Here is a 1,379-nt window from a genome sequence, read left to right as displayed (position 1 = left end):
GCCCGCCCGCGGCAGAAGAAGATCGTCGGCGGCATCATGCTCACCGGCGCACTGACGTCGTTCCTGACCGGTGTCACCGAGCCGCTGGAGTTCTCGTTCCTGTTCGTCGCGTACCCGCTGTACTTCATCCACGCCGTGCTGACCGGCACCTCGCTAGCCCTCGTGAACGCCCTGGGTATCCGGGACGGCTTCGGATTCTCGGCCGGGGCGACGGACTACTTGCTCAACTTCCGGATAGCCGAAGCACCTGGGTGGCTGATCGTCATCGGGTTGGGCTACGCGGTCATCTACTACTTCCTGTTCCGTTGGGTGATCACCAAGTGGAACATGCGAACACCGGGCCGTGAGGAGGAGAGCGAGGAGATCGAAGCCTCGCTCGGTGAAGAGGCCGCCGAGATGGTGGCCAGCAGGGACACCGGTGCGGACGCCGGATCCGAAGGCTCAGGCACGCAACAGGCACCGGGCGAGACAGGAAGCGGCCCGTCCGGCGAGGCGGCACGGCCGGCCGGCCGCGACCGCGACGGCGATCTGCCACCGATCATCGAGCAAGACTCCGATGACGACGACAAGCGCTGATCCGCAAGCCAGGCCCCTTTCATGATGGGCGCGGCGTAGCGTGGCGATACACCCCCTCAGGTGTATCGCCGCGCCTGCCAGATCACGGGGCGCCAATGGCCGCACGACGCCATCGGCCCCGCCCCAACCGGGTACCGGGCGGCGGCAGCCGCAGGGGTATGCCATGCGCGGGCTCGGCGTGGCATGGCCACGGCACTCTGGGCGGCGCTCCCGACGGCGCACCGGCCGGATGGGTCCCTCGTCTGACGTGGTCGATGTCGACGGTGTACACAAGCATGCGGGCGATCTCGTCGTCGCCGCCGCAGAGGTATCCGGTCTTCCCGTCTTCGATGACGTCCGCTGCGATGCCGTCGCGCAGCGCCACGATCGGCGTCCCGGTGGCGACCGCCTCGAAGAAGACGCGCACCAGCGACTCCGGCCACCGAGCCGGAGTGACCAGTGCATCCGCCGCTTCAAGCAGCTCCAGTCTTCTCTCTCCGGCCACGTCGCCGACGAACACCGCATCGGCGCCGAGCAACGGCTCGATGGAGTCGAGGAAGTACTGACGTTCGGCGAGCTCCCATACGCGGGCCATGAGCACGATCCGCTTGCCCGCCCGGCGAGCGATGCAGATCGCACGATCAGCACCACCGGCCGGCAGCATCCAGCCGACGAACACGACGTAGCCGGCGTCGACCGTCAGTCCGGCGCCGTGTCGGCTCGCCGACGGAGAACCATGCTGATGCGGTACCGCCGCCGGACCGGGGGCGGTGAGACCATCGATACTCCTAGCCGTCACCACGTTCCCAACGTGCCATCCGTGT

2 protein-coding genes are annotated in these 1,379 nt (G+C 67.9%); one reads left to right on the top strand and one right to left on the bottom strand.

Going from position 1 to position 1,379, the window contains the following annotated elements; translation table 11 throughout:
• The coding region (locus ELR45_RS37905) for a PTS transporter subunit EIIC (RefSeq protein ID WP_205856641.1) at nt 1–576 on the top strand (576 nt) is incomplete at its 5' end.
• 82 nt (nt 577–658) lie between these two features.
• Here ELR45_RS37905 and ELR45_RS15350 read toward each other — a convergent pair.
• The coding region (locus ELR45_RS15350) for a glycosyltransferase (RefSeq protein WP_205856640.1) at nt 659–1,379 on the bottom strand (721 nt) is incomplete at its 5' end.

Origin of the sequence: Phytoactinopolyspora endophytica, from assembly GCF_004138495.1 — a bacterium.
Classification (GTDB): Bacteria; Actinomycetota; Actinomycetes; order Jiangellales; family Jiangellaceae; genus Phytoactinopolyspora; species Phytoactinopolyspora endophytica.
The sequence above is the reverse complement of the archived record's forward strand: the minus strand, read 5'-3'. Positions and strand labels throughout refer to the sequence as shown.